Origin of the sequence: Vulcanococcus limneticus LL (assembly GCF_002252705.1) — a bacterium.
GTDB lineage: Bacteria > Cyanobacteriota > Cyanobacteriia > PCC-6307 > Cyanobiaceae > Vulcanococcus > Vulcanococcus limneticus.
In genome coordinates this window covers 16657-42151 of the sequence record NZ_NQLA01000011.1, presented here as the reverse complement: position 1 = coordinate 42151, position 25495 = coordinate 16657, and the positions used below count along the sequence as shown (strand labels likewise).

At 69.0% G+C, this 25495-nt stretch carries 27 protein-coding genes and 1 tRNA gene; 12 read left to right on the top strand and 16 right to left on the bottom strand.

Annotated elements, in window-relative coordinates:
• Positions 1-50 precede the first annotated feature (50 nt).
• The gene (locus CJZ98_RS07020) at positions 51-266 is read right to left on the bottom strand and encodes a hypothetical protein (RefSeq protein WP_094589800.1); all 216 of its coding nucleotides are present in this window, start codon (positions 264-266) and stop codon (positions 51-53) included.
• 516 nt (positions 267-782) lie between these two features.
• Between CJZ98_RS07020 and CJZ98_RS07015 the strand changes: the two genes are divergently transcribed.
• On the top strand, positions 783-1496 hold the full coding sequence (locus CJZ98_RS07015; RefSeq protein ID WP_094589798.1) for a pentapeptide repeat-containing protein: 714 nt from the start codon (positions 783-785) through the stop codon (positions 1494-1496).
• A gap of 69 nt (positions 1497-1565) precedes the next feature.
• Here CJZ98_RS07015 and CJZ98_RS07010 read toward each other — a convergent pair whose 3' ends face one another.
• Both CJZ98_RS07010 and CJZ98_RS07005 read right to left on the bottom strand, forming a co-directional pair.
• Positions 1566-2561 (bottom strand): hypothetical protein, encoded by a 996-nt coding sequence (locus CJZ98_RS07010; protein ID WP_157910904.1) that lies wholly within the window; start codon positions 2559-2561, stop codon positions 1566-1568.
• 50 nt (positions 2562-2611) lie between these two features.
• A complete protein-coding gene (locus tag CJZ98_RS07005) occupies positions 2612-3106 on the bottom strand; it encodes a hypothetical protein (RefSeq protein ID WP_094589858.1) in 495 nt (164 codons plus the stop codon).
• 39 nt (positions 3107-3145) lie between these two features.
• Here CJZ98_RS07005 and CJZ98_RS18225 point away from each other — a divergent pair, with 39 nt between their 5' ends.
• From CJZ98_RS18225 to CJZ98_RS06995, 3 genes are all read left to right on the top strand, one after another.
• Positions 3146-3400: a hypothetical protein gene (locus tag CJZ98_RS18225; protein ID WP_157910903.1), complete on the top strand. Its 255-nt coding sequence runs from the start codon at positions 3146-3148 to the stop codon at positions 3398-3400.
• 140 nt (positions 3401-3540) lie between these two features.
• On the top strand, positions 3541-5223 hold the full coding sequence (locus CJZ98_RS07000) for a mechanosensitive ion channel family protein (protein ID WP_232756290.1): 1683 nt from the start codon (positions 3541-3543) through the stop codon (positions 5221-5223).
• A gap of 169 nt (positions 5224-5392) precedes the next feature.
• Positions 5393-5725 carry a PilZ domain-containing protein gene (locus tag CJZ98_RS06995; protein ID WP_157910902.1) on the top strand — a complete coding sequence of 111 codons (333 nt, stop codon included), beginning with the start codon at positions 5393-5395 and terminating at the stop codon, positions 5723-5725.
• A gap of 47 nt (positions 5726-5772) precedes the next feature.
• Here the strand turns inward: CJZ98_RS06995 and CJZ98_RS06990 are convergent, their stop codons facing one another.
• Together CJZ98_RS06990 and CJZ98_RS06985 are read right to left on the bottom strand one after the other, a co-directional pair.
• Positions 5773-6138: a hypothetical protein gene (locus CJZ98_RS06990; RefSeq protein WP_094589790.1), complete on the bottom strand. Its 366-nt coding sequence runs from the start codon at positions 6136-6138 to the stop codon at positions 5773-5775.
• Positions 6139-6161: 23 nt separating this feature from the next.
• Complete coding sequence (locus CJZ98_RS06985) at positions 6162-6842, bottom strand: hypothetical protein (RefSeq protein ID WP_094589788.1); 681 nt, start codon at positions 6840-6842, stop codon at positions 6162-6164.
• Positions 6843-7145: 303 nt separating this feature from the next.
• Here CJZ98_RS06985 and CJZ98_RS06980 point away from each other — a divergent pair, with 303 nt between their 5' ends.
• The 5 genes from CJZ98_RS06980 to CJZ98_RS06960 all read left to right on the top strand — a co-directional run bounded on the left by CJZ98_RS06980 (position 7146) and on the right by CJZ98_RS06960 (position 16159).
• Positions 7146-7514 (top strand): AbrB family transcriptional regulator, encoded by a 369-nt coding sequence (locus CJZ98_RS06980; RefSeq protein WP_094589786.1) that lies wholly within the window; start codon positions 7146-7148, stop codon positions 7512-7514.
• Positions 7515-7756: 242 nt separating this feature from the next.
• Entirely contained in the window at positions 7757-8698 is a 942-nt protein-coding gene (locus CJZ98_RS06975) for a cation diffusion facilitator family transporter (protein WP_094589784.1), read from the top strand.
• A 50-nt stretch (positions 8699-8748) separates the two neighbouring features.
• Positions 8749-9390 carry an alpha/beta hydrolase gene (locus CJZ98_RS06970; protein WP_094589782.1) on the top strand — a complete coding sequence of 214 codons (642 nt, stop codon included), beginning with the start codon at positions 8749-8751 and terminating at the stop codon, positions 9388-9390.
• A gap of 80 nt (positions 9391-9470) precedes the next feature.
• The gene (locus CJZ98_RS06965) at positions 9471-12968 is read left to right on the top strand and encodes an EAL domain-containing protein (RefSeq protein ID WP_198537556.1); all 3498 of its coding nucleotides are present in this window, start codon (positions 9471-9473) and stop codon (positions 12966-12968) included.
• Positions 12969-13282: 314 nt separating this feature from the next.
• Positions 13283-16159 carry a sensor domain-containing protein gene (locus CJZ98_RS06960; RefSeq protein ID WP_198537553.1) on the top strand — a complete coding sequence of 959 codons (2877 nt, stop codon included), beginning with the start codon at positions 13283-13285 and terminating at the stop codon, positions 16157-16159.
• Here CJZ98_RS06960 and CJZ98_RS06955 read toward each other — a convergent pair.
• The 3 genes from CJZ98_RS06955 to CJZ98_RS06945 form a co-directional block, all read right to left on the bottom strand.
• Positions 16156-16662: a PilZ domain-containing protein gene (locus CJZ98_RS06955; RefSeq protein ID WP_094589776.1), complete on the bottom strand. Its 507-nt coding sequence runs from the start codon at positions 16660-16662 to the stop codon at positions 16156-16158. The genes CJZ98_RS06960 and CJZ98_RS06955 overlap by 4 nt on opposite strands.
• Before the next feature lie 171 nt (positions 16663-16833).
• Positions 16834-17325 (bottom strand): photosystem I reaction center subunit XI, encoded by a 492-nt coding sequence (locus CJZ98_RS06950; RefSeq protein ID WP_094589775.1) that lies wholly within the window; start codon positions 17323-17325, stop codon positions 16834-16836.
• A 43-nt stretch (positions 17326-17368) separates the two neighbouring features.
• A complete protein-coding gene (locus CJZ98_RS06945) occupies positions 17369-17485 on the bottom strand; it encodes a photosystem I reaction center subunit VIII (protein ID WP_094589773.1) in 117 nt (38 codons plus the stop codon).
• 166 nt (positions 17486-17651) lie between these two features.
• Between CJZ98_RS06945 and CJZ98_RS06940 the strand changes: the two genes are divergently transcribed.
• Positions 17652-18185 carry a hypothetical protein gene (locus CJZ98_RS06940; RefSeq protein WP_094589771.1) on the top strand — a complete coding sequence of 178 codons (534 nt, stop codon included), beginning with the start codon at positions 17652-17654 and terminating at the stop codon, positions 18183-18185.
• Here the strand turns inward: CJZ98_RS06940 and CJZ98_RS06935 are convergent.
• Both CJZ98_RS06935 and CJZ98_RS06930 read right to left on the bottom strand, forming a co-directional pair.
• The gene (locus CJZ98_RS06935) at positions 18143-19162 is read right to left on the bottom strand and encodes a glycosyltransferase family 2 protein (protein WP_094589769.1); all 1020 of its coding nucleotides are present in this window, start codon (positions 19160-19162) and stop codon (positions 18143-18145) included. The two genes, CJZ98_RS06940 and CJZ98_RS06935, sit on opposite strands and share 43 nt — an antisense overlap.
• 37 nt (positions 19163-19199) lie before the next feature.
• Positions 19200-19955, bottom strand: coding sequence for a C40 family peptidase (locus CJZ98_RS06930; RefSeq protein ID WP_232756292.1), 756 nt, complete (start codon positions 19953-19955; stop codon positions 19200-19202).
• An 89-nt stretch (positions 19956-20044) separates the two neighbouring features.
• Here CJZ98_RS06930 and CJZ98_RS06925 point away from each other — a divergent pair, with 89 nt between their 5' ends.
• Entirely contained in the window at positions 20045-21025 is a 981-nt protein-coding gene (locus tag CJZ98_RS06925) for a serine hydrolase (RefSeq protein WP_094589766.1), read from the top strand.
• 65 nt (positions 21026-21090) lie between these two features.
• Here the strand turns inward: CJZ98_RS06925 and CJZ98_RS06920 are convergent.
• A tRNA-Ser gene (locus CJZ98_RS06920) sits at positions 21091-21179 on the bottom strand.
• A gap of 18 nt (positions 21180-21197) precedes the next feature.
• Complete coding sequence (gene alr / locus CJZ98_RS06915; protein ID WP_094589764.1) at positions 21198-22433, bottom strand: alanine racemase; 1236 nt, start codon at positions 22431-22433, stop codon at positions 21198-21200.
• A gap of 74 nt (positions 22434-22507) precedes the next feature.
• Here alr and CJZ98_RS06910 point away from each other — a divergent pair, with 74 nt between their 5' ends.
• Positions 22508-23011, top strand: a complete 504-nt coding sequence (locus CJZ98_RS06910; RefSeq protein ID WP_094589762.1) for an HNH endonuclease — start codon at positions 22508-22510, stop codon at positions 23009-23011.
• A gap of 27 nt (positions 23012-23038) precedes the next feature.
• On the opposite strand, the gene prfA is transcribed toward CJZ98_RS06910, so the two are convergent.
• From prfA to rplM, 4 genes are all read right to left on the bottom strand, one after another.
• On the bottom strand, positions 23039-24145 hold the full coding sequence (prfA, locus tag CJZ98_RS06905; protein WP_094589760.1) for a peptide chain release factor 1: 1107 nt from the start codon (positions 24143-24145) through the stop codon (positions 23039-23041).
• An 82-nt stretch (positions 24146-24227) separates the two neighbouring features.
• Positions 24228-24491, bottom strand: coding sequence for a 50S ribosomal protein L31 (rpmE, locus tag CJZ98_RS06900; RefSeq protein ID WP_094589758.1), 264 nt, complete (start codon positions 24489-24491; stop codon positions 24228-24230).
• Positions 24492-24538: 47 nt separating this feature from the next.
• The gene (gene rpsI / locus CJZ98_RS06895; protein ID WP_094589756.1) at positions 24539-24940 is read right to left on the bottom strand and encodes a 30S ribosomal protein S9; all 402 of its coding nucleotides are present in this window, start codon (positions 24938-24940) and stop codon (positions 24539-24541) included.
• Entirely contained in the window at positions 24937-25389 is a 453-nt protein-coding gene (gene rplM / locus CJZ98_RS06890; RefSeq protein WP_094589754.1) for a 50S ribosomal protein L13, read from the bottom strand. The genes rpsI and rplM overlap by 4 nt, the downstream gene beginning before the upstream one ends.
• Positions 25390-25495 lie beyond the last annotated feature (106 nt).

Genomic DNA, 25495 nt, shown 5'->3' with positions numbered 1-25495 from the left:
TGGGCACCCAGCTGGGGGTAGACGATGCCGGTGAGCAGACCGATGCGGCCTTACTCCAAGGAAGCGCGTGCCGAAACCACAAACTCCAGCGTGCTGAGGATCTGATCGGGGTTGAGGGTCGTGTCGGCCTGGAAACCGCGAACGGTGGTGGTGCTGTTGAGCCAGGGGAGGAAGCCGTAGAGCGCCACGGTGCCTGCCCAGCCCGTGTCGCCAAGGGATTCCTCGCTGCCTGCGGCGGCCGTGGGGGTGGCAACCACACCGGCCATGCCCGTGGGGGAATCACTCCGCAGTGCTGCTCAACGTGGTGCCGGGGGAGGTGGCGCCCGGAGAACGATCCGATGCCCTTGCTCCACGGAGCTGACCGAGGCACGCCGCGGACAGGCTCAGGGCCAGAAGTACGCGAGATGAAGTTCAATCTGGCAAGGGTTCCCGACGACAACTCCAATTGCCTGCAATCCAGCCGCTGCAATCAAGCAGCAGTAACTAAGCAGCGCAGCCATGATCAAGCAGATCCTCCTTGAAGTGGGTCATCCCTGAAGTGGATCACCATGGAATGACGCCAGCGGCAAATGGCGGCCAGACGTGCGCGGCAAGGCGTGCTCCACAGGTGGGCGTCCATGGAGGTCCAGCCGGCCATCAGGCCCCACTCCCCACCCGGATGCCGGGGTGGACATGCCGAAGCGCCAGAATCAGGCAGGCCAGAACCGCTGCGCGCGCCCTGATCCAGACAGCTGCGCCGCGACAATGCCATCTGTACTCGCATTGGATCCTTACCGCCTGCGATGACCACACCCCGTCGATCCACCTGGTATTCACGGCAGCAGCAGCGCCGGGGCTCGCCCTTCTATCGCCTGCTGGATCGCTCCTTCGGCTTCCGGCTGCTGATCGCCGCGGCCGCCTCCTTTTCCCTCCTGGCAGTGGTGCATCGCTTCGAGAATTGCCAAGGTTCAGACGCCAAGACCGCGTGCATCACGAGCAACTTCTGGGACATCGTGAGCGTCGGCAATGTGGAATCCTTCAGCATCGTGGCGGCGGCGCTGATCTACATCATGGAAGCCGGGCAACGCAAGGAAAAGGAGCACCATGAGATGCTCGACCTATTGCTCACCCAACGGGAAGCCGGCACCAGCATGAGCCTGGCCCGGATACGGGCTATCGAGGATCTCTCCGCCGCAGGACTGTGGCAGGACCATTTTGATCTCCACGACGCCAATCTCGAGGGCCTGCGGATTCCCTACAGCCGCTGGCACGGCGCCAATTTCAGCGGCGCCGTGCTGCGCCAAGCCGACCTGCGCCAGAGTGATCTGAGCAGCGCCGACTTCCACGGCGCCAACCTGAGCGGGGCGGATCTGCGGGGCGCCGACCTGAGCGATGCCGACTTCTCTGGCGCCGATCTCAGCGGTGCCGACCTCAGCGGTGCCCAGCTGCTCGGGACCCGATTCGAGGGGGCCATCCTCAACGGAACCCGCAGCGATCGGGGCCTGTTCCCCAGCTGAGCAGGGCCGGCGGCTATCTCAACCCTGTCCGGCAGACGGGCCCACCCCAGCAGGGGAGGCCCCTGGTGCTCAGGCGGCGCCAAAGGCCACCTGACAGGCCGCATTGAGCAGCTGGGCTTCCTCGAGGCTCTGGGGCTCGCGACCATCCAGCAGACCGCTGTTGCAGTCGGCACTGAGCTGGTAGCTGTTGCCATCCGCCATCACCACGAAGGTCACAGAGGAGCTGCTGGAGGGCTGCACACTGCCGTAGAGCAACTGATAGCTCGTGCTCGGCACCACGATGAATGTCTGGTTGTTGCTGATGGCGTCGTCGACGGCGTTGTTGATGATCGCCGCCGTGGCCAGGGTGGCCACCCCCCAGGCGGCGGCCCGGGCACCCCACCAGCCCCAGGCTGGGGTGGCCCAGCCGCCATACCAGCCGTAGTTCCAGGGCCTGGCCACACCCCAGCCCGGCCGGGCCCAACCGGGCCGCACATTCACGTTGTTGATGTTGACCTGGCGATTCCAGTTGCGGTTCACATCGCGATTAATCGTTCGATTGACATTCCGATTGACGTCCCTGCTGAAATCGCGGTTGAGATCGCGATTGACGTTTCGATTCAGATCGCGATTGATGTCCCGGTTGGCACCGAGATTCCGGTTGGTGCCCAGATCGCGCGTGCCGGCTCCCGGGCGATTGGTGATCGGAGTGCGGCCATTGGAGCCCAGGCCGCCACTGGGCCGCGCCAGATCGCGTGTGCCGCCGGAGGGCCGGGAGAAATCCCGCCCGCCACTGGGGCGATCAAGCGAGGGTCGGGAGGCGCTGCCACCACCCACGCTGTTGCTCCAGCCGCCGGACGGCCGACTGGCCCCCCGATTCAGGCCGCCGCCGGCCCCACCGAAGCCGCTGCTGGCCCGGCCGCCGCCGCCGCCAAAGTTGCCGCCGCCTCGGGAACCGCCACCGCCGCGTCCACCGCCACCGCCGCCACGGGCGAGCAGCTCGGCCGCGTCAGCCAGGGCACCTGAACGAGGAACCGATCCGGTGAGCACCGAAGCCCCAGCAGCCAGGGCCTGGGCCGGGAGCATGGGGGCCGCCAGCGCGCCGATGAGGAATAGGGACAACCCAGATGTCGTGTTCATTTCTTCACCAGATCACAGCCGGAGTCGTAGCAGCTGGCGGTCACGCGGCCCGTCGAATCAAACAGCACCTTGACCAGGTCACGGCCGCTGAATGTATTGGGGTTGTCTTCCCGAATACTGTTGAGGTAGTTGGGATTGATGACACAGAGATTGCGGTCATTAAAACAGACAGTGTTGGTGGAGAAGCGGGCCTGGGCGCGCTCCAGGGGCTGCCATTGCTTGAGGCTCCCATCCCAGCGCTGCATCCGCACCGGCGCTTCGGTGATCCGGATGGTTTCACTCACCGATCCGATGCGATGCCGATAGAGCGTGGCCGTGCCATCGTTCTCGGCCTCGATGGTGCAGGCCTGGGCCGGAGCGCCCTGGAGTGAGCAGCGCGTCTCAAGCTTGTAGACCACCTCACTACGAGCTGCGCTCGGACTCCAGACCATTGCTGCACCAAGGGCCGCCAGGGCGAGGGCGCAGCGGGGAACAGGCCGGGGAGATGCCATGAATCGGGAGAAAATCGGGAGGAGCAGGAGAGGCATCCGATGCAGGACACCATGCTGCTGACACCATGGCCAGGTGGCTCGATGGATCGCAACCTGGCTAGCGACATCGTTACATGGGCAGGCATCATTATGCCCAGCACACACCATGGCCGACTAACCCATGATCCGACCGGATCAAGCCATGCCGAATTGCACAACCAACCAGCCAAGGCATATCAGACCCAACCGGCATCGGCCTGGGGTAGCAATGGCATTGGCAGGACATCACCATGGCACTGGAACGGCGATGGCTGAACACCCCGGCGCTCATTGCCAACTGATTCGCTCCTCTCTGACGCCGCACATCGCACCCCATGACACCATGGCGCCCCAACTCAGACATCGGAGTGGCGCTGCCCAAGACTGAGCCCAGAGATCCCCGAGCGACCGCCGGCATGGTGTCCCTTGCACCTGGAATGACCGTGCGCGGGTCCCGGCGACCGCACCCCTGGCGGGCGCTGACCACCGTCCTGCTGCTGGGACTGGTGGCGCTGCTGGCCATCGCCCCAGCGGGCGTGCTCGGCGCCCCCCGCAAGGCCTGGACACCTCCCGGCTGCGCCGAGCACGGCGCGTGGATCACCCTGGAGGGGACCAAGGTGGTGGAACTGCGGTGGGCCGTCGGTGGCCGGGATCCCGCCGCCACCGCCGCCGAAGGCACCGCCTGGCTCAGCGGACTGGCCAGCAACCCCCTGGTGACGCCTGAATCGGTCGTGGTACGGGATGGTGACGTCTACAGCTACATCGGCATCGAGCCCCCTAACGGCGACCTCTTCCAGCGCCTGCTGAGCCTGGATGACCGGGCGGGCGAATGCTTCGGCGTGTCGCGCGCGACCCTGGCCCTGCGCTACCGCGACCAGGTCCGCGCTGCGATCCGCGCCTACCGCCAGGAGCACAGCCTGAGCTCCTGGCTCACGGGATCCGCCCTGGCGGCGCTGGTCCTGACGATCTACTTGATCTGGATCCGCTGGCAATCGCGGCTGAAACAGCGGCTGGCCAGGGCCATCCAGACCCGCAAATCGCTGCGGATCAGCGGACTGGGGCTGGCAGGCAACCAACTGCTCGAGGAGGCTCAGGTCGGCGGCCTGTTGCAGGGGCTGCTGACGGTGGCCCACTGGGCCCTGCTGGTGGTGGTCAGCTACCTGTTGGTGCCGATGCTGCTGGGCTTCTTCCCACCCACCAAGGTGATGGCGGCCGGCCTGCGCAGCCAGCTGCTGGCGGTGGTGCAGGCGGGCCTTGCCCAGGTGGTGGCGGCGATTCCCAACCTGCTCACGATCCTGCTGATCCTGGCGATCACGGTCGGCACGGTCCGGCTCAGCCAGGGACTGTTCCGGGCCATGGGCCGGGGTCGGCTGCGCTTCAGCTGGTTCTATCCCGAATGGGCCGAGCCAACTTCGCGGATCGCCACCGCCCTGATCGTGCTGGCGGGCTGTGTGATCGCCTTCCCCTACGTGCCGGGCTCCACCAGCAAGGTGTTCCAGGGGGCGGGGCTGTTTCTCGGCGTACTGGCCGCCCTGGGCTCCAGTGCGATCGCCACCAACGTGATCAGCGGCCTGATGTTGATCTACACCCGGGCCTTCCAGGAGGGCGATCGGGTCGAGATCGGGGGAGTGGTGGGCGTGGTGCAGGAGCGGGCCCTGCTGGTGACGCGCCTGCGCACCCCCCGCAACGAACTGGTGAGCGTGCCCAATGCCACGGTGATCGCCACCTCCGTAACCAATTTCAGCTTCTCGCGGCGCGAGATCGCACAACCCGTGGCGCTGGCCACCACGGTCACCATCGGCTACGACGTGCCCTGGCGCCAGGTGCACGCCCTGCTGCTTAGCGCCGCCAGGAGCGTCGATGGAATCAGCGACGAACTGGCCCCCTTCGTGCTGCAGACCTCCCTCAACGACTTCCACATCAGCTATGAGCTGACCGTGTTCGTGCGGGAGGTGGAGCGCTACCGCGAGACCCTCTCCCAGCTGCTGGCGGCGGTACAGGACGCCTTCGCCGCCGCCGAGGTGGAAATCCTGTCCCCGGGCTATCACGCCATCCGCAACGGCAACGCCAGCACGGTGCCGAAACCCCGTCAGACGTGAGGGATCTGGGGCCAGAGCCAAACAGTCCGCTTAGTGTTGAAGCCTGAACTGGCGGAAGAGAGCACTGCCCCTCCTTTCGTTTCTCAAACGCCTGACTGGAGATCGGCGCAGCCAGCCCGAGCGCCGGAGCGGTGAGCGGTCCAATGCGACCCCGCGGCGCGAGGGAGCGGTGCGGCGCAACCACGACCGTCGCGTGATCTACACCAACGCCCCAAGCGGCGACCTCACCCTGCTGGATGGCACCAGACTGCTGGCCACCCTCTGGGACATCAGCCAGGGCGGTGCCTGCGTTCTGGTGCAGGGCAACGTGACCAGCCTCAACGTCAACGACCTCTGCACCCTCACCATCAAGGAAAAGGGCGGCCGGGATGAGCTGGCGCTCAAGACGAAGGTGGCCTGGAGCTCCGTTGAAGATGCGGGCACCTATGTGGGCCTGAAGTTGCGCACGGGCGGCAAGATTCCGCCGGGCACCTTCCTGGATCGCCTGCAGCGCAGCCGCTAACCCCAACAATCAGGCCACCACTGCAGTGCCGACGGCACACCGGCCGATCAGCGGGCCATCTGGGCGGCGCTGCCGGCGGGATAGAACAGATCGCGCAGGCTCCCGGCCTGGGCCGGACAGATCTGGGGGGCGTAGTAGCGCACCGCGGCACCCTCCACCTGCTCGACGGTCACGCCCACAAAGCGCAGGCCGGCCTGCTCAAACTGGGCCTGGAGCTGCTGCTGCAGGGTTGGCACCGGCAGCGGGCGGGCGACGCTGTCACAGAGGAGCTGGGCATAGAGGCGGGCCCCACAGCCGGTTTCGCCGTAACGGGACACGCAGGGACTGGGGGATGACGGCAGGGGCGGCGGTGGCGCCAGAGCTGGGGCCGGCTGGGCCCAGGCGGAGGGCAGGCCCAACGACAGCAAGGCCATGACGGGCAGGAGCGGCGCCGGCCTCACCGAAAGGCCTCCGGTCCGCAATCCGCAAAACGTCGCACGGCCTGCTCATCAAGGCGAGGCACAGCTTCTGCACTGAGCAGGGCGGGATTGAGGCCCCGCAGATCCCGGGCAATCGCCGCCAGCCTCGCCTCGGAGCCCGACAGCAGCCGGCTGTGCTCGGCAGCCCAGGCCCCGGAACGGGCAGCTTCCTTGGTCTGCCAGGCCTGCACGGCTTGAGCGTAGCGCTCTTGATCGAGCTCCTGGTCGTAGACGGGCAGCTTGCTCAAGTCGGCCGGATCCGGGGGCTGGGGCTTGGGAGTGGGCCGGTAGACCTCACCGCGGAGCCGGTCGAGATCGGCCTGCTCCCGCCGAAACTCCGCCACCAACAGGGTGACCCGGGGACGCGTCCGCTGGCAGAACGCCAGGCGCTGGGCCAGGGCCGCGGCCTGCCGCCGGGCGACGGCGGCGCGCTCCTGGGCCAGGTGCTGCTCGACCGTGTCGAGACAACGGTTGTAGGTGTACCAGCGCTTGATCACGCCGCCCTCGCGCTGGGCCCGGATCTCGCAGCGCGCCTTGCCCTGGTCACTGACGCGCGGGGCCGGCCCCCAGCCGCAACTTCCCAGCAGCCCACAGACCAGCAGGACAAGGGCGGTCCGGGCCTGGCGCCTCGCAGCGGGTTTGAAGCAGAAACCCAGCACAGGGATGCAGGCAATGGGCAGAGAACATCCATGATCCCAGACCTGACGGCAGCGCACCAGCGAAGGCCTACGGCCCAGACAGCGTGGCAATGGCTCGGGACTCACCATCGCGGTGGCGCCAGGGTAATCAGCCTGGCTGCGATCACAGCAGTGGCCAAGATCCACGACACAGGCTTGTGCTGTAGCCAGTGCCCATGATCCAACAGCACCGCGCTTTGGAATGAGCACCACTGGCGCTGTGCAATGCATGGCGGCGGGTTGTGCATCGCAGTGATAGGTTTGTGTTGCACAGGGGGACACACCATGCTCACGGGAACCGATCTGCTGACCAAGGTCAAGGAGTTGGGCGATGCGTCCAAGTCCGATTTGGTACGCAGCTGCGGCTATGTCAGCACCAAGAAGGATGGCAGCGAGCGGCTGAACTTCACGGCCTTCTACGAGGCCCTGCTCGAAGCCAAGGGCATCAGCCTGGGTGAAACCGGTGGCAAGGGCGTCGGCAAGGGTGGCCGCAAGCTCAGCTACGTGGCCACGGTGCAAGGCAACGGTAACCTGCTGGTGGGCAAGGCCTACACCGCCATGCTCGATCTCCAGCCCGGCGATGAGTTTGAGATCAAGCTCGGCCGCAAGCAGATTCGCCTGATCCCCGCCGGCAGCACCGACGAAGAGGAGTGATCCCAGGCCAGCGATCACAGGCTTAGGTCCGCGGCCCACCGCCGCGGCTCTGCAGTTGGGCCCCGGCTTCGGTCGGGGCTTTCTGCTGGGCCTTTCTGCTGGGGCTATGTGCGGCGAATCACCAAGCCCCCGGCTCCAAACATCGCGTCAGCCATCAACATGACGAGGCCAGGACGGATCGCCAAAAGGATCACGGGACAGATCAGATGGCGGATCGGAGGACGGATCACAGGACAGATCGCATGCCCGAGCACTCCCACACCGACGTCCACCCGGCCGACATCCATCCGGCGGTGCAGATCCAGCGCCTGCCGCACCCCCACCAGCACCAGCACCGGATCGGCTCCGCCAGCGCCTTCCGCTGGAGCGTGATCCTCAACAGCGTCCTTTCCGGGCTGCAGCTGGTGATCGGATTCGGCTTCGGCTCCCTGGCCCTGGTGGGCGACGCCATCCACAACCTGGGCGATGTAGCTGGCCTGCTGTTCGGCTGGGGGGCTGAACGCCTCAGCGCCAGGCCCGCCACGCCGCGCTTCACCTACGGCTTTGGCCGCAGCACCCAGCTGGCCTCGCTGATCAATGCCGTGCTGATCCTGATGGCGGCCGCGGTGGTGATCGTCGAGGCCATTCAACGGCTCGGCAGCCCGGTGGAAGTTATGGGCCAGCCCGTGGCCGTGGCCGCCGCCCTCGGCGTGGTGGTCAACCTGCTCTCGGCCCGGCTGTTCAGCGGCGGCGGCCACCAGCACGATCTCAACCGCCGGGCGGCGATGGTGCACCTGCTCACCGACGCGGCCGTTTCGGCGGCGGTGTTGGTGAGTGCGCTGCTGGTGATGCTCACGGGCTGGAACTGGCTGGACTCGGCCACCGCCATCGGCGTGGGTCTGGCGGTGGCCTGGAGCGGCGCCAAGCTGCTGAAGGAATCGCTGGTGGTGTTGCTGGATGCGGTGCCGCCTGGCATTGATCTGGTGGCGGTCGAGCAGGCGCTGCGAGCGGTGCCTGGCGTGGTGGATGTCCACCACCTGCACGTGTGGGGCATGAGCACCTCCCAGAGCGCGCTTACCGCCCACCTGCTGCGGAGCCCCAGCGGCCTGAGCGACATGGCATTGCTGCACGAGGCCAAGGAAGTGCTGGCCCGGCTCGGCATCGCCCACAGCACCCTCCAGCTCGAACCGGGGCCGGAGGAGTAGGCCAATCGCCCCGGACTGCCTAGGTTTGGCCCCACGCCCCAGGAGCCCCCATGCACCACCCCCGCCGCGACAGCCGCCGGAGCGGCCCCAGCCGTACCCGACTCGCCTGCGTCGCCCTGGGTCTGGCCGCTCTGGCGGGCGGGCTGCTGGGCGCCCCGGGCCAGGCGGCCGAGCAGGTGGTGTTCGTGAGCGGGGCCTTCCGCCGCTCGATCCCCGTGGCCGATCTGGAACACCTGGCCAGCACCGGCCAGGCCCGAGGACTGCTGGCCGATGCGATCCGGCTGGGTCGCCAGAAGCCGGAGGCCGTCGCCCGGCTGCTCAACAAGCAGATCACCCTGCCCCTGGTGGCCACCAGCCGGGTACTCAACACCCGCATCGGCGGCGTGGCCCTGGAGCGGGTGGCCCGCATCATCTATCCGCTGCGGGCCCCGGCAGCCGGGGTCCCGGCCCTGCGCAGCGCCACGATCCTGGCCTTGAACGCCGGCAACGGCACCCTCTCGCCGGTGGGCTTCCTGCGGGCCTACCCCAGCCGCGATCTGGCCGTGAACCTTCCAGTGCTGCAGGGGGCCGTAAATCAGATCAGCTCGCTCTCCGGCGTGGTGAGCACCTTCCTGGAGACGGATCTGGGCGGCAATCTCGACAAGCCCGGCAACGGTGACAGCTCGGGCAGCACCAGCCCCCGGGCGAAGTAGTCCCCGTAGGCTGAAACCCAACCCGTCCTGAGGACGACACGACGCCGCCCCGGCCTGGTCAGAACCGCGCAATGCCGCTGATGGGCCTTCGCGACACCTGTGGGCCGTTGCTGGTGCTGTGGGCACTGCTGCTCCCCGTGGCCACAGCGGCTGTCCAGCCGGCCAGGCGGCCGTTACGGGTTGTGGTGAGTGAGTCCTTCCCGCCGATCAGCTTCGTGGATCGCCAGGGCACGATCCAAGGGCTGGTGCGGGAGCGCTGGGAGCTGTGGCAGCGCCGCACCGGCATCCCGGTGCAACTGCAGGCGATGGGCTGGCTGGAGGCCCAGCAGGCCGTGCTGGCCGGTCGCGCCGATGTGATCGCCGCCATGGCCAGGACCAAGGCCGGGGAGCAGCGCTACGACTTCACAGCGCCCTACCTGGCGCTGGCGGCCCATCTCTATTACGACCGGAAGCTGCGCGGCATCGTCGATCCGGCCAGCCACCAGTCACTGGTGGTGGGGGTCAGTGCCGGCGACGAATGCATCGAGAGGCTGAAGGCCGACAGCAGCCGACTCTTCCGCTTCTACCCGAACCACACCGCCCTGATCCAGGCGGCCCGCAGCGGCGCCGTTCATGTGTTCTGCATGAAGGAGCTGCCGGCCAACTACATCCTCAGCCAGGACGGTCTGAGTGAGACATTCCTGCAATCCCCGCCTCTGTTCACCTCGGCCATCGCCGAGGCGGTGCGCAAAGGCAATCGGGAGCTGCGCGACACCGTGGCCGCTGGCTTCAACCGAATCAGCGCGGCGGAAGCGGCCGCCATGGAGCGCAAGTGGCTGGGCACAGACATCCAGCCCCGCTTCAGCTGGCTGACCCGCCATGGGCTGGCCCTGCTGGCCGCCGCGCTGGGGATCGCCGGCCTGCTGGTGATCTGGGCCGCCACTCTCCGGATCCTGGTGCGCCGACGCACCCGCGAACTGGCCGAGGCCAGGGACGCGCTGAGCAGCACGATCGAGGCCGTGCCCGATCCCCTGATCGAGCTCTCCGCCGAGGGACAGATCCTCGCCATCCACAGCCCGCGCCGCGACCTGCTGACCCGGCCAGCGGAGGAGCAGGTGAACCACCACGTGCGAGAGGTGCTGCCGGCGAACGCCGCCACCGTGGTGCTGGAGGCCCTAGCGGAGGCGGCGCGGCAGGGCTACGCAAGCGGTCAGGAGATCGAGGTGCCGGTGCCAGGTGGAATGGCCTGGTTTGAGCTGTCGGTGACGCGACGCAAGCTGCCCTCCGATGGACAGGCCCGATTCCTGCTGCTCAGCCGCGACATCACCGGCCGCAAGCATGACGCCCAGCGGATCCAGCGCCTCAATCGGCTCTATACGGCGCTGTGCCGCTCCAACCAGGCGATCGCCCGCCAGGAGGAGCGCACCGCGCTGCTGCAAGAGATCTGCCAGATCGCCGTGACCTCCGCCGAGATGAAGATGGCCTGGGTGGGCCTGCTCAATCCCCTCGACCAGCACGTCCAGGCGGTGGCCTGGGCCGGGGCTGGCACCGAGTATCTGCGTGGCCTGAGCATCAGCACCGACCCCGACGATGCCACCAGCCATGGGCCAGTGGGCCGGGCCCTGCAGGCGAACCGGCCCCAATGGTGCCAGGACTTCCAGAACGACCCCAGCTGTCAGCCCTGGCACGAGCGAGCCCGCCGCTTCGGCTGGGGCTCGGTGGCCGCCCTGCCCCTGCATCGCGAGGGGGCCGTAATCGGCAGCATCGCGCTCTACTGCGCCGAGGCAAACGGCTTCGACGAGCAGAGCCAGGACCTGCTGATCGAAATGGCGCGCGACATCGACGTTGCCCTCGATCGCCTCAATTCCCTGGCGAACCAGCGCCGCCTGGAGCAAGACGTGGCGGCCAGTGAGGCGAAGTACCGCGAACTCACCGAGTCGATCCATGACGTGATCTGGACCCTGGATCCTGAGACGTTCCGCTACCTCTATGTGAGCCCCTCGGTGCAGCGGCTGCGGGGCTACGCGCCGGAGGAGGTGATCACCCAGTCGTTTGCGGCCTCGCTACTGCCTGAGAGCGCCCGCCGCATGGAAGACCAGATCCGGGCCGAGTTGGAGGAGTTCAAGCAGGGCCTACGCAACAGCGAGATCGTGTCGGTGGATGAGGTGGAGCAGCCCTGCCGGGATGGCTCCAGCGTGTGGACGGAGGTGGTGACCAACCTGATCCGCAACCCCGGCACCGGCCGCATCGAGCTGCACGGCGTGACGCGGGACATCACCGAGCGCAAGTTCGCCTATGAGCAGATCAAGCGCCTGGCCTACTCCGACCAGCTCACCGGCCTGGCCAACCGGGTGCTGCTGCGGGACCGCTTCCGCAACGCCCTGGGGCTGGCCCGCAAGCAGGTTGGCCACCTGGCCCTGCTCAACCTGGACCTGGACCACTTCAAGACCATCAACGACAGCCTCGGCCACTCGGTGGGCGATCGGCTGCTCATCGAGGTGGCCCGGCGTCTGGAGGCCCAGATGCACCCCGGCGACACCCTGTCGCGCTCCGGCGGCGATGAGTTTCTGCTGCTACTCCCCGACACCGACGCCGAGGCGGCGCTGGAGCTGGTGCGCCGCCTGATCCAGACGGTGGCGACGCCCTATCAGGTGAGCACCGAACCCCTTTTTCTCACCGCCTCAATCGGCATCGCCATCTACCCGGAGGACGGCACCACCATCGAAACCCTGATGAGCAACGCCGATGCGGCGATGCACCAGGTGAAGCAGGAGAGCCGCAACAGCTTCCAGTTCTTCACCCCCAGCGTGCAGCAGCGCAGCTCCCGTTACCTGCGCATCTCCAACGCCCTGCACCAGGCCCTGGAACGCGGCGAATTTGAGCTCTACTACCAGCCCCAGGCGGAGCTGAACAGCAACCGGATCATCGGGGCCGAGGCGCTGCTGCGCTGGACCTCGCCGGAGCTGGGGCCGGTGTCGCCGGCGGAGTTCATTCCCATTGCCGAGGCCAATGGCCTGATCATTCCCATCGGCGACTGGGTGCTGCGTCACGCCCTACGCGATGCCAGCCACTGGATCCGACCTGCGAGTCCCGGGCAGGCGCAACCCCTCACGGTGTCGGTCAACATCTCGGCGGTGCAGTTCCGCGACAGCGACCTGCCCGGCCGGGTGCTGCGGCTGTTAGCCGAGGAGCAGTTCCCGCCCGCACGGCTGGAACTGGAACTCACTGAAACGGTGACGCTGGACAATCCGGAGCGCGCCGTGCTGCTGATGGATCGCCTGTTCAACGAGGGCATCCAGCTGGCGATCGACGACTTCGGCACGGGCTATTCGTCGCTGAGTTACCTCAAGCGCATCCGCGCCCACAAGCTCAAGATCGACCAGTCGTTCGTGCGCGGCCTCGAGACCGACGCGGACGACCGGGCGATCGTGCTCACGATCATCAACCTGGCCCGCACGATGGGCATGCGCACGATCGCCGAGGGGGTGGAGACGCCCCAGCAGATGGAGCTGTTGCGCCGGGCCGGCTGCGATGAGATCCAGGGGTACTGGATCGGCAAGCCGATGACCAACGAGGCCTTCCTGCAGCTGCCCCTCTGAGGCGGCGCGCGGCACCCGACGCGAGATCACGGGCTGCAGGGCCGCGATGTTCTTCGCCAGGGACTGCGGCTAGCTTGAGCGGGCCATGCGGGCCAGAGTCCAACCAGCCCTGGCCGCAACGCCCATGACCCTCCACCCCCTGGGCACCCCGGCCTGCGAACCTGCGACCGGCCGGCGCCACTCCCGGAGCGAGGGCTGAGATGGGGACGGTGGCACTGGCTTTCGGGCGACCGCCACGACGACACAGAGCGTTGGGAGTGCGACCGGTGCTGCTGGGGTTCCTGGCCCTGCCCGGTGCTCTGGCTGGGCATGCCATGCCAGAGCAGGACATTTCTCGCCGGAGCCTCACCCCGCTGCCGCCCCCGCCGGAACGCCAGCGGCCGGTGAGCGCGGCGCAGGGCCAGGCAAACCTTGCTCCCCCAGGGGCGGTTCCCCTGATCGGTGGTCTGGCACTGCTCTGCGCCGGCCTGCTCGGTTGGAACGCCCAGCTGCGCCGCCATCTGCGCCACAGCGAGCAGGAGCTGCGACACAGCGAAACCCAGGCCCTCGCCACCCTCCGGGCCGTCCCCGACCTGCTGTTCGAACTGGATCGCCAAGGGCGGTACCTGACCGTGCAGGCCCTGGATCCCCAGCAGCTGGTGGTCAAGCGGGAGCTGCTGATCGGCCGCAGCGTGCACGACGTGATGCCGCCCGCCGCCGCCGCCACCTGCCTGGAGGCTCTGGCCGAAGCCGATCGGCGGGGCAGCGCCAGGGGCCACCAGATCCTGTTGCCCCTGCCGGAGGGGGAGCGCTGGTTTGAGGTGTCGATGGCCAAGAAGCCCGGCGGTCCTGGTGCGCCGGACACCTATGTGGTGATCTCCCGCGACATCCACGAACGCAAGCTCGCCCTGGAGGAACTGCAGCGCCAGATCCGCTTCTACACCATCCTCAGCCGCTGCAACGACGCCATCCTCGCCAGCCGCAGCGAGGCCGAGCTGATGCAGCGCATCTGCGACGAGGCCATCAGCACCGGGGTGCTGCGCATGGCCTGGATCGGCCTGGTGGATCCCGCCTGCGGGCGGGTGAAACCCCTGGCCTGGGCCGGCGTGGGCACCGACTACCTGACGGACATCCAGATCTCGGTCGCGGCGGACAGCCCCTACGGCCAGGGCCCCACCGGCTCCGCGATCCGCGATGACCGGCCCTTCTGGTGCCAGGACTACCAGCACGATCCGGCCACCGCCCCCTGGCATCGGCGGGGCGAGCTGTTTGGCTGGAAGGCCTCGGCCTCGCTGCCGCTGCACCGTGGGGGGGGCAACATCGGCGCCCTCACGCTCTATGCCAGCGAAGCCAACGCCTTCACCGCCAGCGTGCAGCGGCTGCTGCTCGACATGGCCACGGACCTGGAGCTGGCCCTGGATCGGTTTGCCTACGAGGCCGAACAGGGGCAGCTGCGCGAGGCGGTGCTCCAGAGCGAGCGCCAGTACCGGGAGCTCACCGAAACCATCAACGACGTGGTGTGGCGGATCGAGGCGGAGAGCCTCGGGCCGCTCTACTTCAGCCCCTCGGTGCAGCAGCTCTGGGGCTATGCCCCCGAGGAGGTGCTACAGGGGCTGCCGCTGCGGGCCTTCGGCCCCCGGTTCCGGCTCTGGCGGCAACAGCGCCAGCTCGATTACGGCCACTGGCAGGAGCGGGGCCACGGGGCCAGCCCGATCAGCCTGCCGCTCGAGGAGATAGAGCTGCGCCGCCGCGACGGCACCGCCGTGTGGGTGGAGAGCTCGATCAGCCTGGTGCCGCAGGGCTCCAGCGGCCGGCCGGAATTTCACGGCGTCTCCCGCGACATCACCTCGCGCAAGCAGGCGGAGCAGGAAGTGGAGCGGCTCGCCCACTTCGATCAGCTCACGGGCCTGGCCAACCGCGACCTACTCAACCAGGAGTTCCAGTTCGTGCTCAGCAGCTGCCTGCGGGAACAGCAGCCTGTGGCGGTGATGCTGCTCAACCTGGATCACTTCCAGGTGATCAACGACTCGCTGGGTAGCGAAGCCGGCGACCGGCTGCTGGTGGAGACGGCCCAGCGGCTGCGCCGCACGCTGCGCAGCTCCGATGTGATCGCCCGCGTGGGTGGCGATGAATTCCTGATCGTGCTGCCGAAGCTCACACCACGCGACGCGGCGATCGTGGCCACCACACTGCAGGCCGCCGTGGCCGAGGCCTGGCACGACGACGGCCACGAGGTGGTCGTGACCGCCTCGGTGGGGATTGCCATGGCCCCGGAGGACAGCCGCGACCGCGACCTGCTGGCCCGCAAGGCGAGCCTGGCGCTCCACGACGTGAAGCAGGAGCAGCCCAATGGCTACCGCTTTTTCACCGACGAGCTGCAGGCCCGCACGGCCCGCACCATGCAGCTGTCCAACGCCTTGCGCTTCGCCCTTGAGCGCGACGAATTCAGGGTGGTCTACCAACCCCAGGTGGATACCACCACTGGGGCGGTGCTCGGGGCGGAAGCCCTGCTGCGCTGGCAGCATCCGGAGCTGGGCCCGATCTCCCCGGCGGAGTTCATCCCCGTGGCCGAGCGCAACGGGCTGATCCTGCCGATCGGCAGCTGGGTGCTGGCGGAGGCGATCCACCAGTTGCAGCGGTGGATCGAAGCGGGCCTGGCACCGCCCCGCATCGCCGTGAATCTCTCAGCGCTGCAGTTCCGCCAGGCCGATCTGGCCGAACGGACCGCCACCCTGCTGGCCGGGGCCGGCGTGCCCGCCGATCTGCTGGAGCTCGAACTCACCGAGAACGCCACGATGGAAAACCCAGCGGCCGCCAGGCACACGATCCATCAGCTCGGCCTGCTCGGCATCCGCTTCGCCATCGACGACTTCGGCACCGGCTATTCCTCACTGAGCAACCTGCGCCAGCTCAAGGCCTACAAGCTCAAGATCGACGCCTCCTTCATCCGCGATCTGAACGTCAACGCCGACGCCCGCGCCATCGTGACCGGCATCGTCAACATGGCGCGGGGCATGGGGATCCGCACCTTGGCCGAGGGGGTGGAATGCCTCAAGGAGCGGCGCTTTCTGCAGCAGCAGGGCTGCGATGAGATCCAGGGCTATCTGTTCGCCAAGCCCCTGCCCCCCGAGGAGTTCATGGCCTACACCCAGCGCGAGCGGGCGGGCGCCGCCACCGTCGCCGTCCAACGGAACCAGGAGCGGACTGGCTAAGACTCACGCCCCAGATCGCTCCAGTGGTGATCGAGGTAGGCGTCGAGGAAGGTGCCCTCTGGCAGCTGGGCGCCGCCACTGAAGCAGAGCCCGAGGAAGGCATCGTGGCTCTTGCTGCCCAGCCAGCGGATCTCCACCGCCATGCTCACGCTCTCAGGCCCCACCGGGTCGTAGAGCAACACCTGGCCGCAGGCACCGCAGCTGGCCGAGAGGTGCCCCTGAACCGCCAGGCAGAGGCCGCCCTCACTGAGGTCCCAGAGGCTGCCGCAGAGCCGCTGGCCATCCTCCAGAAGCAGCACACCGCGCACCGCAGCGGCTCCGATCGGAGCCAGCCGCCGCCGGTGGGCACGCCGGTTGTGCTCGCTGCGGCGGGAGGAGCCGTCACGCCGCAAGGCCCCGTCCAGCAGGGTGTCGTGCTGGCTGGCCTGCTGCTGCTGCCGCTGACGTTGCTCCCCACCGCGGTACCGCTCACCGAGCAGGGCCCTCAGCAGCCGACGAGACATCTCACCACACCCAAGATTCGCCTGCCACAGCACAACTGGCACGGCGGCACAACCCAGTCGGGCCGCCGGGCTCCAGAGTACCGGGCGCCGCCGGGCGCGGCCATGAAAAAACCCCGCCGCAGCGGGGTTTGCAGAACGATGGGGCAGCAGGAGCAGCCCAAGAGGGGGAGGTCAGCCAACGCTCCAGACGCCACCGGCGATCTTCACCAGAGGAGCCACCACCGAAGTGCCGGCCAGGAACCAGGCGAAGGCCGCGCCGCCGGTGCCACCCAGCCAGAAGCCGCTGGCGAACTCCGCCCAGCCGGCCTTGGTGAACAGGTCAGCCGGAGGATTGTCGATGGTGGCATCAGCCGGCTGCACGTTGGGACCCGTGCCGGCGGTGCCGTAGAGGGAGAGCCCCACGGTGAGGATGGACACCAGGCCGATGGCGGCGAGAAGGCCGGCGGTGCTGGCGTAGTCGGTGTTGCGCAGGGGGCCGGTGATGGCGAAGGGCCCGTAGAGGAAGAAGCCGTGGGCAGCACCGATCTCCAAGCCGCGGCGGTTGGGCGACAGGCTGGGGCGGTAGGCCGGCAGGGCGTTCAGGAACGCCTTGGCGAAGTAGCTGCTATTGACGGGGGTGGCCAGATTGCCGACGGTCGGGTCGGCGACGGGGGTCACGGTCATCGGTGGGGAAGGTCGGTTGGCTGGGGCTGGACGCGCGGCGGAATCAGTCGCGGGCTTCAACCACGTTGAACAGCAGGGCAAAGGCCACCGCGGGGCCGAGCAACCCAACAAGGGGCACGAACACCGAGGGCAACCAGGCGGCGGCGAAATCTCCGGTCATCAGCGTGGGCCAATACAGCTACCGTCGGCACTGTACGGATCACCTCCAGAGCTGCTCTTGGGGGGCTTGGGTGGCGACATAAAAGTTCAATCCGCAGTCCCGCCCCCGCCCCATCGGCTGTCCCGCCACACCCCATCCGCCCCCTGCCCGCCCCTCGGTATTCGTCATGTCCCAGGCCCTCGGTGGCGCCGTCGTCTCCGCCGTACTGGTGGCTGCCTGGCTGCTGGGCCGCCGCCGGCCGGCGCTGATCCGCTCCACCGACACCGCGGCCGTGGCGGCCCTGAACCGGACCCAGATGGCCCTGATCGCGACGGGCGGCACCGGGGCGGCCAGCGCTCAAGCCGGCGGCGCGGCCGCAGCGGATTCGGCCGAGCCCTCCGCCGGGGACCCATCGGATCCAGAGCTCGTCCTGGGCTGGCCCCTGGAGCGCCCCCTCGATGCCCCCAGCCGCGCAGCCCTGCTGCGCCAGCTCAAGGCGGACTTCACCGCAGCAGGCACAGCCCGCCGCCGCGCCCTGGCCCGCTGCGTCGCCTGGGGCGATCGGGCCACCCTGCCGCTGGTGCAGCTGGGCCTGCGGGATGCCGATCCGGTGGTGGCTGGCCTGGCGGCCCGGGCCATGGAGGCCTTCCGCGGCCGCAGCCAGGCGGCGGTGGCGCCTCAACCGCCGAGGCTGCCCCGCAACGTCGCGCGCACCCTGTAGATCGGGCGCCCTTGGCTCTCGTGGTAGGTGCGCATCTGGAGCTCCGCCAGCAGGCCGAAGCAGAACAGCTGCACCCCGGCGATCAGGGCGAGCACCGCCACCAGCAACAGGGGGCGGTTGCCGATGTCGGCGTCCGCGAACAGCTTCTCGGCCACGAGGTAGAGGCTCAGCACCAGGCCGAGGGCGATCGAAGCGAGCCCCCAGAAGCCGAAGACGTGCATCGGCCGGGTCAGGAAGCGCTTCATAAACCACACGGTGAGCAGGTCCATCAGCACCCGGAAGGTGCGGTCGATCCCGTACTTGCTCTGGCCGAACTGGCGGGCGCTGTGGTTCACCTTCACCTCGCTGATCCGGGCCCCCTCGATGAAGGCCAGGGCGGGCAGGAAGCGGTGCAGCTCGCCGTAGAGGTTCATGTCGTCCACCAGCTCGCGGCGGTAGGCCTTAAGCGAGCAGCCGTAGTCGTGCAGGCGCACGCCGGTGACGCGGGCGATCAGGCGGTTGGCCACCTTGGAGGGCAGGAGCCGGCTCACGGTGTTGTCCTGGCGCTGGTGGCGCCAGCCGCTCACCAGGTCAAAGCCCCGCTCCAGTTCGGCCAGCAGCATCGGGATGTCGGCCGGATCGTTCTGCAGGTCGCCATCGAGGGTCACGATCACGGCGCCGCGGCTGGCGTCGAAGCCAGCCGCCATGGCCGGGGTCTGGCCGTAGTTGCGGCGCAGCAGCACCGCCACCAGCTCGGGGGTGGCAGGCGCCAGCTGCTTCAGCACCTCAGCCGTGCCGTCACTGGAGCCGTCGTCGACCAGCACCAGTTCGAAGGGGCGGCCCAGGGGCCGCAGCGCCGCCAGCAGCTTCTCCACCAGGAGCGGCAGGCTCTCGGCCTCGTTGTAGAGGGGCACCACCACTGAGAGCTCCAGGGCGGCGCCAGCCAGGGCAGTTGGGTTGGGGCTGGGGCTGGGATGGTGCGGCGGATGCTCACTCATCGGGGGCGGGCCGGATCGGAGCAACTGCCGCAGCAACTTAGGGAAGGGGGGTGCCGTCATGGCAGCGCACCACCCGACCAGCGCCACGCAGCTCCAGCCGGTAGTGCACCGACACCGGATCGCCCACCTGGGGATCGAGGCTGTCGATGCCGAGGCCGTCGCGGCCGTGCTCGCGGCCGGAGCTGTGCAGATAGCGGCCCTGGCCGAGGTACAGGCCCACGTGGCTGCAACGCTGGGGACTGCCGAAGAAGATCAGGTCCCCGGGCCGCAGCAGGGCGTAGTGGCCGGGCCGCACCGCCACGGACTGGCAGAAGCGCTCCTGTTGGTAGGCATCGCGCGGAATCCAGATGCCGGCGGCCGCGAAGGCGGTCTGGAGCAGGCCGGAGCAGTCGAAGTCGGGCCCGAGGCTGCCGCCCCACAGGTAGCGGTTGGGCCGCCGCCGGGCCGCCTCGGCGAAGGCCAGCACATGGGGCAGGCGCGCGGCGATGGCGGGCGCCGCCAGCAGACGGGGGCGGTGGGGGCCGCTGGCGAAGGCGATGCCGAGCAGCTCCTCGGCCGCCAGCCAGCCGGGGTAGCCATCCTCCAGCAGGCGCACCCGCAGGCGGCCCGGGACAGGGGAGCCGCAATCGCCGGGGGCCTGGAGCACCTGCAGGCAGCGCCCCGCCGCAGCCTGGGTGGCCAGGCCTGCCCCCCGGGGGCTGCTGCGCAGATCCAGCGGCGCGGCCAGGCGCCAGCGGCTCCCGGGCCGCAGCAGCTCGGGGGCAGCAGGCTGGCCGGGCCCCAGGGAGGCCACCAAGTCCAAGGAGCCCAGGGCCGGGGGCCCCTGGCCGGGATGCGCCCCCGCCGACATGCCTAATCTCGCCATTGCCAGCAGGGGCCGCGATGGGGTTCTACAGCCCGGATGGGGCCATGCAACGGATCCTCGCCGATCAGATTGGCGCCCTCGAGGCCCAGGGCCGCCCGGGCCTGGGCCAGCAGCTGTCGGTGACCTGGCTGCGCTATGGACACTCGCTGCGCCAGAGCGCCGCCGGCGCCAGCAGCGACTTCGATGCCGCGGGCTTCTGGCAGCGGCCCGTGGCCGGGGCGGCCTGGAACGGCGAACGCCCCCGCTATCCAGCCAGCGTCGTGAAGCTGCTCTACCTGGTGGCCGCGGAGGCCTGGCTGCAACGCCAGCTGATCGGCGAAGGCCCCGAGCTACGCCGCGCCCTGGCGGACATGATCCGCGACTCCAGTAACGACGCCACCGGCCTGGTAGTCGACCTGCTCAGCGGCACCAGCAGCGGCCCGGAGCTGCCGCCGGCCGCCTTCGCCCAGTGGAGCGCACAACGCCAGCTAGTGAACGCGTGGTTCGAGGGCCTGGGCTGGCCGGAGTGGGCCGGCTGCAACGCCTGCCAGAAGACCTGGGGCGACGGACCCTACGGCCGCGAGCGCCAGTCCTACGGGGAGCAGCTGCAGAACCGCAACCGCCTCAGCACCGACCTCACGGCCCGGGTGCTGCACGGGGTGATGGCGGGGGCGCTGGTGTCGCCACCGGCCTGCATCCGCATGCAGGAGCTGCTGGCCCGCTCCCTGGATCCCGCTGAACGGGCCGCCGATCCCGAGAACCAGGTGGATGGCTTCATCGGCGGCGGCCTGCCCCTGGATGCCCGGCTGTGGAGCAAGGCCGGCTGGATGACCCAGGCCCAACACGACGCCGCCTACGTGGAACTGGAGGGCCATCGGCCCTTCCTGCTGGTGATCTTCAGCGAGGGGAGTGAGCGGGCCCAGGACGCGACGCTGTTGCCGGAGCTGACCCGGGCCCTGGCCGCCAGCTGCCGGCTGGCGGAGGAGGCCACGATCGAGTCGTCCACGGCCACCGCCTAACCGAACAGCGGAGAACCACTCACAAGAAAACCAAGTTCCGGCAGGATCGGAACTTGGTTTTGGAACGGAGAGGGAGGGATTCGAACCCTCGACAGAAGTTGCCTCCTGTAACTCCTTAGCAGGGAGCCGCTTTCAACCACTCAGCCACCTCTCCAGCGGCTCGCAAAGCCTATCAGCCCTCGGCCCCGTCCTTGGCGAGGCGCGGCAGCCGGTGCTTGAAGCCGCAGAGGATCTCCCAGGGGATGGTGCCGCAGGTTTCGCTCCAGGCCTCGGGGCCGATGGCGGCATCCCCCTCCTCTCCCAGCAGGGTCACGACGCCACCCACATCCAGCTCCGGCACGTCGGTGGCATCGAGCACCAGCTGATCCATGGTGATCGCCCCCACCTGCCGCAGCCGCCGCCCGCCGAACAGCACCTCCAGCCGGTCGGAGAGCAGCCGCGGCACGCCGTCGGCATAGCCGATCCCCACCACGGCCAGGCGGCTGGGCCGGCGGGTGATGAAGCGATGGCCATAGCTGACCCCCACCCCAGCAGGCACCTCACGGATCAGGCTCACCCGCGCCCGCACCCGCATCGCCGGTCGCAAGGGCAGGGCGCCGCCCAGGTGGGGGCCGGGACGGTGGCCGTAGAGGGCCAGTCCCACCCGCACCAGATCGAAGTGAAGGGCGGGGCTGCGCAGGGTGCCAGCCGAATTGGCCAGGTGGCGGGTGCCGGGGTCCAGGCCCCGATCGGCCAGGGACCTGAGCACCTGCTCGTAGCGCTGCTGCTGCAGGCGGGTGAGGCCCTCATCGCCCTCGGGGGCATCGGCGGCGGCCAGGTGGGAGTAGGTGCCGGCCAGCTGCACCGCATCGAGGCCGGCGATGGCCTCCACCAGGCGGGGCCCCTGCTGCCAGTCGGCGCCGAGCCGGGCCATGCCGGTGTCGAGCTTCAGGTGGACGGCCATGGCGCGGCCGCTGCCGGCGGCGATGTTCTGGCAGAGCAGGGCCTCGCGCATGCCGCTGAGGGTGGGCATCAACTGCCAGTGCAGACAGGTGCGCAGCTCCTCGGGCTGGGTGAGGTTGCCGAGCACCAGCACGGGTGCCTCAATGCCGGCCTGGCGCAGCTCCAAGCCCTCCTGCAGGGTGGCCACCCCGAAGCAGCTGGCCCCGCCGGCCAGGGCGGCGCGGGCGACGGGCAAGGCCCCATGGCCGTAGCCATCGGCCTTGACCACCGCCATCAGCTCCGTAGCCGGCGTCAGGGCGGCCCGCAGGGCCCGGGCATTGGCCGTGATCGCCGCCTCATCCACCTCCACCCAGGCGCGCTGCCGGGGGTGGGCCCAGAGGTCGGGCAGCCGGCCGGGGAGCCGGGGCGCGGCCGGGCTGTGGGAGTCGGCGGCGGACAATGGGGGCGTGGGGAAAGGTTCGGGCATCCGGGCAGGCAGGCAGTCAGGGGCGGACGCACCGGCACGACCCCGATAGCATGCCGTGGAACCAGGGAGCTGGCATGAGCCACGTTCTCGTTCTGAATGCGTCCTACGAACCCCTCAACATCACCACCTGGCGCCGCGCCACGGTGATGCTGCTCAAGGGCAAGGCCGAGGGGCTGGAGCACCACCCCAGCCGCCACCTGCGCCCCGGCCTGCGCCAGCCCACCGTGATCCGGCTGCGTCAGTTCGTGCGGGTGCCCTACCGACCGCTGCCGCTCACCCGCCGCAACGTGTTCCACCGTGACGGCCACCGCTGCCAGTACTGCGGCCGCAGCGGCGAACCCCTCTCGATCGACCACGTGATCCCCCGCAGCCGCGGCGGCGGGGACGTGTGGGAGAACGTGACCACGGCCTGCCTGCGCTGCAACGTGCACAAGGGCAGCCGCACGCCACGCGAAGCCGGCATGGTGCTCGCCTGCGCCCCACACCGCCCCAGCAGCAGCCTGGTGTTCGAGGCCACCCGCCAGATGGAGGCGGGGCAGCACCGCGAGTGGGCGAAGTACATGCTGGGGGCGGCCTGAGCCAGCCGGCGCAGCTGTGTGAGGCCCTCAGCTACCGACGCCGGCGGCCTGTTCGGCCAGCTCCTCCAGCTGACGCCGCTGGTCTGCCGCCACGCAGGCGCCGATCAGCTCGGCGAGCTGGCCCTGCAGCACCGGTTCCAGGGAGAAGTTGCGGCCCAGCCTGTGGTCAGTGGTGCGGTTGTCCTTGACGTTGTAGGTGCGGATCTTCTCGCTGCGGTCGCCGCTGCCCACCTGGGCCAGACGGGCTGAGCGCTGCTGGGCGTTGGCCGCCGCCAGCTCCCGCTCGTAGAGCTTGGCCCGCAGGATCTCCAGGGCCCGCTCGCGGTTCTGCAGCTGGGAGCGCTCCTGGGTGCAGAACACGCGGATGCCGGTGGGCTTGTGCAGCAGGTCCACCGCCGTCTCCACCTTGTTGACGTTCTGGCCGCCGGCGCCGCCGGAGCGGGCGGTGCTGATCTCCAGGTCCGTGGGGTCGATCTGGACCTCCACCGGATCGGCCTCCGGCATCACCGCCACCGTGGCGGTGGAGGTGTGCACCCGGCCCTGGGATTCGGTGACCGGCACCCGCTGCACCCGGTGCACGCCCGCCTCGTACTTCAACTGGCTGTAAACGCCCTCGCCACGGATGGCCAGGATCAGCTCCTTGTAGCCGCCCAGCTCGGCCTCCGAGGCACTGACGGGCTGGACGCTCCAGCCCACGCTCTGGGCATAGCGCTCATACATGCGGGCCAGGTCCCCCGCCCAGAGAGCAGCCTCATCACCGCCGGCACCGGCGCGGATCTCCAGCATCACGCTGCGCTCGTCGCGGGGATCGCGGGGCAGCAGGGCCAGGGTGAGCCGCTGGGTGAGGGCGGCGCTGCGCTCGGCCAGCTCCGCCAGCTCGGCCTGGGCCAGACCCTCCATCTCCGGCTCGCCGCGATGGTCGCGGAGCAGCTGGCGCACCTCGATCTCCTGGCGCTGGAGCTCCTGGAGCTCGCCGTAGCCGAGCACCAGGGGCTCCAGCCGGGAGCGCTCGCGGGCCAGCGGCTCCAGCTGGGCCGGATCCGCCGCCACCGCGGGATCGGCCAGCTGGCGCTCCAGGGTCTCGAAGGTGCGGCAGGCGGTATCCAGCCGGTCGCTCAGGAACGTGGCATCCATGGCGGAGTGGCGGGTGACAGCAAAAAGCCGGATGCCCGTGAGCACCCGGCCGAAGGGCTGGAGATCAGCTGGTGGCTGGAATTCAGGCCTCGGCTGTGGCCGCGTCCTGCTTGGCGTCGGCCGCCTTGGCATCGCTGGCGCCGGCCATGCCGTACTTGCGCATGAAACGGTCCACCCGACCTTCGGTATCCAGAATCTTCTGGGTGCCGGTATAGAAGGGGTGGTTGCCGCTCCACACGTCGACGTGCAGCTCGGGGCTGGTGGAGCCGGTGGTCATCACCACCTCTCCGTTGCAGATCACCTTGGCATCGGGATACCAGGTGGGATGGATGTCGGCCTTCGGCATGGCGGGGTACGGCTGAATACGGAGCTGAAAACGGAAAAGACCGGCAATCAGCGCTTGGAGAACTGGGGAGCCTTACGGGCTTTCTTCAGGCCGTACTTGCGACGCTCCTTGGCGCGCGGGTCACGGCTGAGGTGCCCTTCAGTCTTGAGGGGCTTGCGGTTCTCGGGCGACAGGTCGCACAGGGCCCGGGCAGCGCCCTGCTTGATGGCATCGGCCTGGCCGGTGAGGCCGCCGCCGCGCACGTTCACGAGCAGGTCGTACTCGGTGGCCAGACCCAGGGTCTGCAGGGGGGCCTTGACGGCCGCCAGGTAGACGGGATTGTAGTTCAGGTAATTGTCACCGGGGCGGCCATTGATGGTCACGGTGCCGGTGCCGGGAACGACGCGAACACGGGCGACGGCGGTCTTGCGGCGGCCGGTTCCCCAGTAGACGACTGTGTTGGTGCTCATTGGGCGGAGGCGGCGGGATCGAGGGCGAGAACCTGGGGCTGCTGGGCGGCGTGGGGATGCTCGGCGCCCTTATAGACCTTCAGCTTGCGGAACAGCTGGCGGCCGAGGGCGTTGTGGGGCAGCATGCCCTTGACGGCCTTCTCGATGATGCGCTCCGGCAGGCGGGCCTGCAGGTGGGCGAAGGTCTCGGTCTTCATGCCGCCGGGCCGGCCGGAGTGACGGCGGTACACCTTCTGGGTGTTCTTGTTGCCGCTCACCCGCACCTTGTCGGCGTTGATCACCACGACGAAGTCACCCGCGTCGATGTGGGGGGCGTAGTTGGGGTTGTTCTTGCCCCGCAGCACGGAGGCCACTTCACTGGCGAGGCGACCGAGGGTCTGATCCGCCGCATCCACCAGATACCACTGGCGGGAGGCGGGATCCTGAGGGGGGACGAGAGTCTTGTTCATCGCGCCGGCGGGCCGGATCGGGTAGCGCGCCGTGGCTGGACGGATCTGCTCTGGAAACCAGGCGGATCGGGGTCCGGGCCGACGGGGCTGGACAGGGGAACGGCAG

Coding starts and splice junctions, on each gene's coding strand:
- CJZ98_RS06990 (WP_094589790.1), bottom strand. CDS start 6,138: ATGGCCTTGCTGTCGTTGGGCCTGCCCTCCGCCTGGGCCCAGCCGGCC.
- CJZ98_RS07005 (WP_094589858.1), bottom strand. CDS start 3,106: ATGGCATCTCCCCGGCCTGTTCCCCGCTGCGCCCTCGCCCTGGCGGCC.
- CJZ98_RS06960 (WP_198537553.1), top strand. CDS start 13,283: ATGCCAGAGCAGGACATTTCTCGCCGGAGCCTCACCCCGCTGCCGCCC.
- CJZ98_RS06980 (WP_094589786.1), top strand. CDS start 7,146: ATGCTCACGGGAACCGATCTGCTGACCAAGGTCAAGGAGTTGGGCGAT.
- CJZ98_RS06940 (WP_094589771.1), top strand. CDS start 17,652: ATGTCCCAGGCCCTCGGTGGCGCCGTCGTCTCCGCCGTACTGGTGGCT.
- CJZ98_RS07020 (WP_094589800.1), bottom strand. CDS start 266: ATGGCCGGTGTGGTTGCCACCCCCACGGCCGCCGCAGGCAGCGAGGAA.
- CJZ98_RS06945 (WP_094589773.1), bottom strand. CDS start 17,485: ATGACCGGAGATTTCGCCGCCGCCTGGTTGCCCTCGGTGTTCGTGCCC.
- CJZ98_RS07000 (WP_232756290.1), top strand. CDS start 3,541: ATGGTGTCCCTTGCACCTGGAATGACCGTGCGCGGGTCCCGGCGACCG.
- CJZ98_RS18225 (WP_157910903.1), top strand. CDS start 3,146: ATGCAGGACACCATGCTGCTGACACCATGGCCAGGTGGCTCGATGGAT.
- rpsI (WP_094589756.1), bottom strand. CDS start 24,940: ATGAGCACCAACACAGTCGTCTACTGGGGAACCGGCCGCCGCAAGACC.
- CJZ98_RS06935 (WP_094589769.1), bottom strand. CDS start 19,162: ATGAGTGAGCATCCGCCGCACCATCCCAGCCCCAGCCCCAACCCAACT.
- rplM (WP_094589754.1), bottom strand. CDS start 25,389: ATGAACAAGACTCTCGTCCCCCCTCAGGATCCCGCCTCCCGCCAGTGG.
- CJZ98_RS06950 (WP_094589775.1), bottom strand. CDS start 17,325: ATGACCGTGACCCCCGTCGCCGACCCGACCGTCGGCAATCTGGCCACC.
- CJZ98_RS07015 (WP_094589798.1), top strand. CDS start 783: ATGACCACACCCCGTCGATCCACCTGGTATTCACGGCAGCAGCAGCGC.
- alr (WP_094589764.1), bottom strand. CDS start 22,433: ATGCCCGAACCTTTCCCCACGCCCCCATTGTCCGCCGCCGACTCCCAC.
- CJZ98_RS06910 (WP_094589762.1), top strand. CDS start 22,508: ATGAGCCACGTTCTCGTTCTGAATGCGTCCTACGAACCCCTCAACATC.
- CJZ98_RS07010 (WP_157910904.1), bottom strand. CDS start 2,561: ATGCTCCCGGCCCAGGCCCTGGCTGCTGGGGCTTCGGTGCTCACCGGA.
- CJZ98_RS06925 (WP_094589766.1), top strand. CDS start 20,045: ATGGGGTTCTACAGCCCGGATGGGGCCATGCAACGGATCCTCGCCGAT.
- prfA (WP_094589760.1), bottom strand. CDS start 24,145: ATGGATGCCACGTTCCTGAGCGACCGGCTGGATACCGCCTGCCGCACC.
- rpmE (WP_094589758.1), bottom strand. CDS start 24,491: ATGCCGAAGGCCGACATCCATCCCACCTGGTATCCCGATGCCAAGGTG.
- CJZ98_RS06955 (WP_094589776.1), bottom strand. CDS start 16,662: ATGTCTCGTCGGCTGCTGAGGGCCCTGCTCGGTGAGCGGTACCGCGGT.
- CJZ98_RS06965 (WP_198537556.1), top strand. CDS start 9,471: ATGGGCCTTCGCGACACCTGTGGGCCGTTGCTGGTGCTGTGGGCACTG.
- CJZ98_RS06975 (WP_094589784.1), top strand. CDS start 7,757: ATGCCCGAGCACTCCCACACCGACGTCCACCCGGCCGACATCCATCCG.
- CJZ98_RS06970 (WP_094589782.1), top strand. CDS start 8,749: ATGCACCACCCCCGCCGCGACAGCCGCCGGAGCGGCCCCAGCCGTACC.